This window comes from Verminephrobacter aporrectodeae subsp. tuberculatae At4, assembly GCF_000193225.1.
Taxonomy (GTDB): domain Bacteria; phylum Pseudomonadota; class Gammaproteobacteria; order Burkholderiales; family Burkholderiaceae_C; genus Acidovorax; species Acidovorax aporrectodeae.
This window is the reverse complement of record NZ_AFAL01000420.1, coordinates 1-9,859: the sequence shown is the minus strand read 5'-3', so window position 1 is coordinate 9,859 and position 9,859 is coordinate 1. Positions and strand designations below refer to the sequence as shown.

At 68.0% G+C, this 9,859-nt stretch carries 7 protein-coding genes; 3 read left to right on the top strand and 4 right to left on the bottom strand.

Going from position 1 to position 9,859, the window contains the following annotated elements; genetic code table 11:
* Positions 1-2,793, bottom strand: a 2,793-nt coding sequence (hrpA, locus tag VTU_RS0112975) for an ATP-dependent RNA helicase HrpA (RefSeq protein ID WP_010104797.1), incomplete at its 3' end; no start/stop codon positions are given.
* Between the two features lie 144 nt (positions 2,794-2,937).
* Between hrpA and VTU_RS0112970 the strand changes: the two genes are divergently transcribed.
* Entirely contained in the window at positions 2,938-3,570 is a 633-nt protein-coding gene (locus VTU_RS0112970; RefSeq protein WP_010104795.1) for a cation efflux transmembrane domain-containing protein, read from the top strand.
* 40 nt (positions 3,571-3,610) lie between these two features.
* On the opposite strand, the gene metE is transcribed toward VTU_RS0112970, so the two are convergent.
* The 3 genes from metE to VTU_RS0112955 form a co-directional block, all read right to left on the bottom strand.
* Positions 3,611-5,908 (bottom strand): 5-methyltetrahydropteroyltriglutamate--homocysteine S-methyltransferase, encoded by a 2,298-nt coding sequence (gene metE / locus VTU_RS0112965; protein WP_010104793.1) that lies wholly within the window; start codon positions 5,906-5,908, stop codon positions 3,611-3,613.
* A 189-nt stretch (positions 5,909-6,097) separates the two neighbouring features.
* Positions 6,098-7,246, bottom strand: a complete 1,149-nt coding sequence (dprA, locus tag VTU_RS0112960; protein WP_010104792.1) for a DNA-processing protein DprA — start codon at positions 7,244-7,246, stop codon at positions 6,098-6,100.
* Positions 7,247-7,303: 57 nt separating this feature from the next.
* Complete coding sequence (locus VTU_RS0112955; RefSeq protein WP_029554370.1) at positions 7,304-8,506, bottom strand: LysM peptidoglycan-binding domain-containing protein; 1,203 nt, start codon at positions 8,504-8,506, stop codon at positions 7,304-7,306.
* 223 nt (positions 8,507-8,729) lie between these two features.
* On the opposite strand from VTU_RS0112955, the gene def reads away from it, so the two are divergent.
* Entirely contained in the window at positions 8,730-9,239 is a 510-nt protein-coding gene (gene def / locus VTU_RS0112950) for a peptide deformylase (protein ID WP_010104790.1), read from the top strand.
* Positions 9,240-9,306: 67 nt separating this feature from the next.
* The coding region (locus VTU_RS0112940; RefSeq protein WP_010104789.1) for a methionyl-tRNA formyltransferase at positions 9,307-9,859 on the top strand (553 nt) is incomplete at its 3' end.

Below are 9,859 nucleotides of genomic sequence, written 5' to 3'. Positions count from 1 at the left end.
CGCCTCGGGCAGCGGGACGAAGCGGCTGCGCGGGCGCTGCGGCAGGCTCTTGAGCAGCGCCTGGATCTTGTCCCGGAGCATGCCGGGAACGAGCCACTCGCAGCGCGCATCGCTGACCTGGTTGAGCACGAACAGCGGCACGCTCACGGTGATGCCGTCGCGCAGGTCGCCGGGCTCGTGCAGGTAGCTCGCGCCGCAGTCCACGCCGCCCAGGCGCACGACCCGGGGAAAGGCGTTGCCGGTGATTCCCGCGGCCTCGTGGCGCATGAGCTCTTCGCGCGTGAGCTGGAGCAGGCCGGGCTGCTTCTTGCTCTCCTGGCGGTACCAGGACTCGAAGCCGTGGCCGTTGCAGACATCGGGCGGCAGTTGCTGGTCGTAGAAGGCGTAGATGAGTTCCTCGTCCACCAGCACATCCTGGCGGCGCGATTTGTGCTCCATCTCCTGCACCTTGGCAATGAGCTTCTGGTTCGCGGCCAGAAAGGGCAGCGGGGTCTCCCAGTGGCCGCCCACCAGGGCTTCGCGGATGAAGATCTCGCGCGCGGCCTGCGGATCGACCCGGCCATAGTTCACGCGGCGGCCGCTGTAGACCACGATGCCGTAGAGCGTGGCGCGCTCCAGCGCCGCCACCTCGGCGGCCTTCTTCTCCCAATGCGGGTCGAGCAGCTGCTTTCTGAGCAGATGCCCGCCCACCTGTTCCAGCCACTGCGGCTCGATCGCGGCAATGCCCCGGCCATACAGGCGCGTGGTCTCGACCAGTTCGGCCGCGACGATCCAGCGGCCCGGCTTGCGCGACAGGTGCGCGCCCGGGTGCCTGTGGAAGCGGATTGCGCGCGCGCCCAGGTACCAGTCCTCCGCGTCGTTCTTCACGCCGACGTTGCCCAGCAGCCCGGCCAGCATGGCCAGATGCAATTGCTCGTAGCTCGCGGGCCGGGTGTTCATCGGCCACTGGTGCTCGGTCACCACCGTGAGCAGCTGGCTATGAATGTCGCGCCACTCGCGCAGGCGGCGGACGCTGATGAAGTTCTGCCGCAGCAATTGCTCGTACTGCCGGTGGCTGAGCTTGTGCGTGGGCGCCGGGGCCTGCTCGGGCGGCGGCGCGGCAGCAGCGGCGCGCCGCGCCACCGGCAAGATGGCCTGCGCGGGCGCCTTGCGCAGCGCCATGGCCCTTTGCACGCGCGCCGACGGCAGGCTCGGTGCGCCACCGCGGGCCTCATCGAGCCATTTCCACAGCTTCAGGTAGCCGCTGAATTCGCTCTTCTCGTCGTCGAACTTGGCGTGCGCCTGGTCGGCCTGCTGCTGCGCGTCGATGGGCCGCTCGCGCACGTCCTGCACGCTCAGCGCACTGGCAATCACCAGCACCTCGTGGAGCGCCTGGCGCTCGCGCCCCTCGACGATCATGCGGCCCACGCGCGGGTCCAGCGGCAGGCGCGACAGCTCCACGCCCATGGGCGTGAGTTCGTGCGCGTCGTCCACCGCACCGAGTTCGGACAGCAGCTGGTAGCCGTCGGCCACCGCGCGGCCCGAGGGCGCGTCGATGAACGGAAACTGCGCCACGTCGCCCAGGCGCAGCGCCTTCATGCGCAGGATCACGCCGGCCAGCGAGCTGCGCAGGATTTCCGGGTCGGTAAAGCGCGGGCGGCCATTGAAGTCCGCCTCGTCGTACAGGCGGATGCAGATGCCGTCGGCCACGCGCCCGCAACGCCCCGCGCGCTGGTTCGCCGCCGCCTGGCTGATGGGCTCGACCAACAGCTGCTCGACCTTGCTTCGAAAACTGTAGCGCTTGACACGCGCCGTCCCGGTATCGATCACGTAGCGGATCCCGGGCACGGTGAGCGAGGTCTCGGCCACATTCGTCGCCAGCACGATGCGCCGGCCGCTGTGGCTGTCAAAAATGCGCTCCTGCTCGGCCTGCGACAGGCGGGCAAACAGCGGCAGCACCTCGGCGTTGCGCAGCACCGGCTGGTGCGACAGGTGCGCGCGCAAATGCTCGGCGGCCTCGCGGATTTCGCGCTCGCCGGGCAGAAAGACCAGGATGTCGCCGGACGGGGAGGGATTTCCCTGCCAAAGCGCGTCCACCGCTTCGGCAATCGCCTCGTGCAGGCCGTACTCGCGCGTTTCCTCGAACGGGCGCCAGCGCTGCTCCACCGGAAAGCCGCGGCCCGAGACCTGGACGATGGGCGCCGGCCCCATGGCGCTGCCCGACGCAAAATGCCGGGCAAAGCGGTCGGCGTCGATGGTCGCCGAGGTCACGATGAGCTTCAGATCCGGCCGGCGCGGCAGGATCTGGCGCAGGTAGCCGAGCAGAAAATCGATGTTCAGGCTGCGCTCGTGCGCCTCGTCGATGATCAAGGTGTCGTAGGCGCGCAGCAAGGGGTCGGTCTGCGTCTCGGCGAGCAAGATGCCGTCGGTCATCAGCTTCACCGAGGCCTCGCGCGAGAGGCGGTCCTGGAAGCGCACCTTGAAACCCACCACCGCGCCCAGCGGGGTTTGCAGTTCCTCGGCAATGCGCTTGGCCACGCTGCTCGCCGCGAGGCGCCGCGGCTGGGTGTGGCCTATGAGTTGGCCCCTCTGACCCGGTGCTGCGTTGCACCGGCCACGGCCCAGCGCCAGCGCGATCTTGGGCAGCTGCGTGGTCTTGCCCGAGCCGGTCTCGCCGCAGACGATCACGACCTGGTGCTGCGCCATCGCCGCCATGATCTCCTCGCGCCGGCCAGACACCGGCAGCGATGGCGGAAATTCGATATGCAGCGGGGTGCGCAAGGACGCGGACGAAAACAGGTCAGCAGAAGACATAGCCCCCCATTATCAATAGCCCCGGAGCACTCCCCGCTGCGCGGGCCACCGCGCCCCTCCCCGGTGCCCTGGCTTGACATTGGAGTGACTCCATGATTTTCAATCAGGCATCGCTTGCTTCAAGCCTGTCTGGAGGACCACACCATGTCAGCCCATTGTCAACACCACCATGGCGCCCATGCCCACGCCAGCGCCAACGTCGACCCGCGCTACCGGCGCATCCTGTGGATCGCACTGATCGTCAACGCCGCGATGTTCGCGCTCGAACTGGGCGCGGGCCTGCGCTCGGGATCGGCCGCGCTGCTCGGCGACGCCATCGACTTTCTGGGCGACGCCGCGAACTACGGCCTGTCGCTGTGGGTGCTGTCCATGGCACTGGCCTGGCGCGCCCGCGCGGCACTCCTCAAGGGGGCGAGCATGCTCGGGTTTGGCGTCTTCGTGATTGGCCGTGTGCTCTGGGGCCTATGGCAGGCCATCCCGCCCGAGCCCTTCACCATGGGCAGCGTGGGCCTGCTCGCGCTGGCCGCGAACCTGGGCGTGGCCGTGCTGCTGTACGCCTGGCGCGAGGGCGACGCGAACATGCGCGGCGTGTGGCTGTGCACCCGCAACGACGCGCTGGGCAACCTGGCCGTGCTCGGCGCCGCCTTGGGCGTGCTCGGCACCGGCACCGCCTGGCCCGACCTGGTGGTGGCCGCGATCATGGCCGGATTGGCCATCAGCGGCGGCGCGAGCGTGATCCGCGATGCCCGCAAGGAACTGGCCAGCAGCGCTGCATAGCGGCCGGGGGCCGGGGGCCGGCCGCGAAGAAGCCTCCCGCTCACGCGGTGGTGGCGCGCAGGGTCTTGGCGGCCTCGACCATATTCGCCAGCGCGGGGATCACCTCCGCCCATTGGCGTGTTTTCAGGCCGCAGTCCGGGTTGATCCAGAGCCGCCCGAGTGGAATGCGCTCGGCCGCCTTCTGCATCCGTTGCACGATGTGCTCCCGGGTTGGAATGTTCGGCGAGTGGATGTCGTAGACACCGGGGCCAATCCCGTTCGGGTATTTGAAATGCTCGAACGCGTCGAGCAGTTCCATATCCGAGCGCGAGGTCTCGATGGTGATCACGTCGGCGTCCATCGCGGCGATCGACGCGATGATGTCGTTGAACTCCGAATAGCACATGTGGGTGTGGATCTGCGTCGCGTCATCCACGCCGTTGGCGGCGATGCGGAAGGACTCGACGGCCCAGTCCAGATACGTCGGCCACTGCGCCTTGCGCAGCGGCAGGCCCTCGCGCAACGCGGCCTCGTCGATCTGGATCACGCGCACGCCCGCCGCCTCCAGGTCCTGCACCTCTCCGCGGATCGCCAGGGCCAGCTGCTTGCACGATACCGAGCGCGGCTGGTCGTCGCGTACGAACGACCAGTTCAGGATCGTGACCGGACCGGTCAGCATGCCCTTCATCGGCTTGCTCGTCAGCGACTGCGCGTACCCGATCCATTCGACCGTCATGGCCTTCGGGCGGGTAATGTCGCCGAACAGGACCGGCGGCTTCACGCAGCGCGAACCGTAGGACTGCACCCAGCCGAACTGGCTCAAGGCGCAGCCCGCGAGTTGCTCGCCGAAGTACTCGACCATGTCGTTGCGTTCGGCTTCCCCGTGCACGAGCACGTCCAGCCCGAGTGCTTCCTGCTCGCGCACGCTGCGGGCGATCTGCGCTTGCATCGCGCGCTTGTAGCCAGCCTCGTCGAGCGTGCCGGCCTTGAACTGGCTGCGCGCCTGGCGAATCTCGTCCGTCTGCGGGAACGATCCAATGGTGGTCGTCGGCAGGAGCGGCAGCTGCAGCCGCGCAGCCTGCAAGGGCGCACGCTGCGCGTAGCCGCTCTTGCGCGCGCCCAGTTTTTTCGCGTCCAGTCGGGCGATCGCCACCTCGACCGCCCGATTGTGGACACGCGGCGAAGCGCGGCGTGCCGCGATCGCCTGCCGATGCGCCGCCAACGCGTCCTGGACCGCGTCGCGTCCCTGATTCAGCGCCGTCGCCAGCAGCTTCAGCTCATCGAGCTTCTGCAATGCATAGGCCAGCCAGGATTTGATTTCCGGGTCGAGCGCTTGCTCGCTGTCCAAGTCAACGGGGACATGCAGCAGCGAGCAAGAGGGCGCAATCCACAGCCTGTCGCCAAGCTTCGCAGCGATTGGCTCGACCCAGTCGAGCACGGCGTCGAGGTCGGTCTTCCAAATGTTGCGGCCGTCGATCACCCCCAGCGACAGGACCTTGTGCGCCGGCAGCAGGTTCAGCAGCGGCAGCACGTCGTCGCGCCCGTTGATCGCGTCGATATGCAGGCCCGCCACCGGCAGGTTGGCAACCAGGTACTGGTTCTCCAGCAACTGGCCAAAGTACGTGCCCAACAGCAGCTTGACGCGGCTGCTCTTGAGCTGGTGGTAGGCCGTGTTGAAGGCGTGTCGCCAATCCGCGTCCAGTTCGGTGACCAGCAGTGGCTCGTCGATCTGCACCCACTCCACGCCTTGCGCGGCGAGCGTGTCAAGCAGCTCGGCGTATACCGGCAACAGGCGCGCAAGCAGCACGAGCCGCTCCGACCCGTCCTTGGCCTTGCCAATGGCCAGGTAGGTCACCGGCCCGACGATCACCGGCTTGGCGTTGATTCCCTGGGCCCTGGCTTGCGCCAGCTGCTCCAGCAGGCGCGAAGCGTCGAGCGTGAACTCGGTCTGCGCGCTGAACTCCGGCACGATGTAGTGGTAGTTGGTGTCGAACCACTTGGTCATCTCGCCAGCGGCGACCCCCCCGCAGCATGCGCCGTGTTCTTCGGCATTCCGGGCCGAGCGGCCGCGCGCTACCCGAAAGTAGTTGTCCAGCGCGTCGCCATGGAAGCCCTGCACGCGCTCGGGCAGGTTTCCCACGGTGAAGCTCATGTCCAGCACTTGGTCGTAGAACGCGAAATCGCCGACCGGCACCAGATCCAGATCGGCCTGGTGCTGCCAATGGCGCTGGCGCAGTTGCGCGCCGATTGCCTTGAGCTCGTCGCGTGACGCCGCCCCGCTCCAGTACGACTCAAGCGCGAACTTGAGCTCGCGCTTGGCGCCGATGCGGGGAAAACCGAGATTGTGTGTACGGACCATGGACTGCCTTTTCGATGATTTCGAGATTGCGAATGGCAGGATCGTAGGTCGGAACACTCATGAAGGAAAATGGTATTATTTCAACGATCGATTACTTTGATTCATGCTTCTGCCAGCCATGGCCAGCAGCAGCAACCCCAAGGAATCGCCCCCCGGTGGTGCTTGCGCTGCCCCCCGAGGGGCCACTTCTCAGCCCCGGCCAAGGCGCTGGAACAGCCCACCCGGCAGGCGTGCCACGTGGCCGGCAAGCTCCAGTTCCAGCAGCGCCACCTGCAGCGCGGCAGCGTCCATTCCGGTGCGCGCCACGAGGGCATCGACACTCTGGGGGTCAAAACCCAGGGCCTGCAGCAGGGGGCTGTCCGCAGCCTGCGCAGCACCCGTCGGCGCAGCGGCGGTCGTCGGCGTGGTGGCGGGGATCCGCAGTTCCTCCAGCACGTCCTGCGCGCTCTCCACCAGCTTCGCCCCCTGGCGTATCAGCGCATGGCAGCCGCGCGACTGGGGCGCATGAATCGATCCCGGAATCGCAAACACCTCGCGCCCCTGCTCGGCCGCGAGCCTGGCCGTGATCAACGAGCCGGACGCGGCTGCGGCCTCGACCACCAGCGTTCCCTGGCACAGACCGGAGATGATGCGGTTGCGTTTCGGGAAATTCACCGCCAGCGGCGGCGTGCCCAGCGGGTACTCGCTCACGAGCAGGCCCCGGGCCGCGATGCGCTGCGCAAGGCCCAGGTTCTTGCGCGGATACACGTGGTCCAGCCCGCTGCCCAGCACGGCAATCGTCGCGGCAAAGTCTGCGCCGTCGATTGCGGCGTCGAGCGCGCCCTCATGCGCGGCCGCGTCCACCCCCAGCGCCAGACCGGAGACGATGCTCAGTCCCGCGCCATGCAAGGCGCGGGAAAAGAGTCGCGCGTTTTCTGCGCCCTGCGGCGTGGGGTTGCGGCTGCCGACGACCGCCAGGCAGCGCTCGACGGGAAAGGGGCGCTGCGCGAGCAGCCGCTGCGGCCCCATGAGGTACAGCAGCAGCGGCGGGTCCTGCGTGTCGAGCAGCGCCTGCGGGTAGCGCGCGTCTCCCAGGGTAATGATGGTGCGTGCGGACCCTTGCGCATCGGTGCCGCGCAGCCACGCGCAGCTTGTCTTCCACTGCGCCTGCCACTTGGGCGGGGGCGCGCACAGGGCCTGCGCCTGCGCCTGCGTCACGCATTCGCGCAGCGCCGACAGGGGCTGGCGCAGGATCTCCTGCGGCGGACCAAAGCGCGCCAGCAGGCGCCGCGCGGTGCTGTTGCCGACACCGGGAGCGAGCGTCAAATGCAACCAGGCAGCCAGTTCGTCGCGTTCCATGGGATTCAGGACCGGGGTCGAGCGCCTGCGCTCCGTGGGGTTTGCTCCCGCGGCGAACTACCGGGGACTCACGAGGCGGTCGCCGACGCGCACGGCGCTGCGGATTTCCAGGATCAGCGCGTACGACACACGATCGAAGGTGCGAAACACCATGGCCGTGCCATTTACCTCGCTGGGCAGCTTGATCATCGGCTTGTCCTTGTCGGTGGCGTCCCGGACGCGCTCGCCCATGCTCAGCAGACTCAGCACGTGACCCGGCTCGATGCCGTTCTGCGTGCCTCGGTTGATCGTCACCACCTGGTTCTGCGCGGCATACGCCAGGGCAGCGTTGCCGTAGATGGACACCACGCGCGCGTCCACTTCGCCATCCGGCGCACGCGGGGTGTAGCTCGTAAAGCCCTGGACGGGCGCAGACCAGAGGCGATCGCCGGCCTGTATGTCCCCCTTGGTTTCGGACAACACGATCGTCGCGGGAACGTACTCCGCGGTGTCGCCGCCCTTGCCGTCCGGGGTTTTCTCCAGGAACTCGCCGCGCACCAGCTCCGCCTTGCCGAGATATTGGGCCTCATAGCCCAGTATCTCGGCGGTGACCGGATCCTTGAGTGCGACGGCGTCGCGGAACACGCGGTAGTGGCGCGGCGCGCCGACCTGGTTGAGCAGCGGCGCGGTCGCGTCGCCGCGCGCGTAGACCCGGTCGCCACTGCCCATCAGCACGCGCCCCTCGGTCGATGCCACGACGCGCGGGGCTTTTTGCAAGACCTGCGCGTCGATCACCATGGGCTCGACCAGGAAGGGTTCAATCAGGTGCGGCTTGAGCGTCGGCAGGGCGTTGTTCGCCTTGCGCTCGCTGCGCACCTGCGGGGACAGGCGCACGGTTTCGGGCTCGCCGGCGCGGCCGGCTTGCAGGCGTGCGTAGCCACCGTCCTTTTCCAGGTACAGCGTCTGGCCCGGGAAAATCTGGTGCGGATTCGGAATCGCCTTGAGGTTCATGCCCCAGAGTTCGGGCCAGCGCCAGGGGTGTTTGAGGAACGTTGCCGCAAGTCCCCAGAGCGTGTCCCCGCGCTTGACGGCGTAGCTGTCGGGCGCATCCGGCGTCAGTTCCGAAAGTGCCACGCCGCGCTCCGCAACCTGCTGCGCCGTGGCGCGCTGCCCGCTCGAGACAGGGGGAGTCTGCGCCGGGGCCGGCATGGGCAGCAGGGCTGCGCCAAGAATGGCGACCGCGCCCAGGACGGCGCACCGCACGCTGCCGGGTGCCGCCATGCTGTTCCTCATCCTCATGTTCTGCTGCATAGGTGAAAGCCCCTCCACGCCAAGGCCGAAGCGCCCCCACGGCATTGCGCCGTGCGGACGATTGGAAAGATATTTATTGCAAACCAGGCGCGATTTTCTGCTCGCGCCCCGGATTGGGCAACGATTATTCAGCCGCCGCGCGGCGACGGCGCGCAAAAGTGGCGAAAATAGCGACAGCTTTTCCTTGGCAACCATGGCCCTTCTTCCCATTCTTTGCTACCCCGACCCCCGGCTGCACACCATCGCCCGTCCCGTACAAGCTGTAGATGAGCGCATTCGCACGCTGGCCGACGACATGCTGGAGACCATGTACGACGCCCAGGGTGTCGGCCTTGCGGCGACCCAGGTGGACGTGCACGAACGGCTGCTGGTCTTCGACGTGTCCGAGGAACACGACCAGCCCCAGGTGCTCATCAATCCGGAAATCATCTGGACCAGCGAGGAAAAACACCTCAACAGCGAAGGCTGCCTGTCGGTTCCCGGAATCTACGACGGTGTCGAGCGTTTCGTCGCCGTGCACGTGCGCGCGCTCGACGCCCGGGGTGCGTCGCGCGTCATCGAAGCCGACGGCCTGCTGGCCGTGTGCATCCAGCACGAGATGGACCATCTGGTGGGCAAATTGTTCGTGCAATACCTCTCGCCCCTCAAGCGCGGCCGCATCAAGACCCGGATGCTCAAACTCCAGCGGGAGGCGCGCGCATGAAACCCGTGCTGGCGCCGGTCAGAAGAAATCCCGGGCCCGCGCGCGCAGCCCCGGAGAATCGCTGCGCATGAGACTCGCCTTTGCCGGAACGCCCGGATTTGCCCGCGTCGCGCTGCAGCACCTGCTGGACGCGGGTTCTGACGTTGCGCTCGTGCTCACCCAGCCGGACCGGCCCGCGGGCCGGGGCCTGAAGTTGCAAGCCTCGGCCGCCAAGCAATACGCGCTGGAGCATGGCATCGCCGTGGCGCAGCCGCGCGGCCTGCGCCTGGACGGCAAATACCCCGACGACGCCGCAGCCGCGCGCGACGCCCTGCGCGCCGCACGCGCCGACGTGCTGGTGGTCGCGGCCTACGGACTGATCCTGCCGCAGTGGGTGCTGGACCTGCCCGCGCTCGGCTGCCTGAACATCCACGCCAGCCTGCTGCCCCGCTGGCGCGGCGCGGCGCCCATACAGCGCGCCATCGAGGCCGGGGATACGGAAACCGGCGTGACCATCATGCAGATGGACGCCGGCCTCGACACCGGCGCCATGCTGCTGAGCGAACGCCTGGCCATCGCCCCTGCGGACACCGCGAGCACGCTCCATGACCGGCTCGCAGCACTGGGCGGCCGCCTCATCG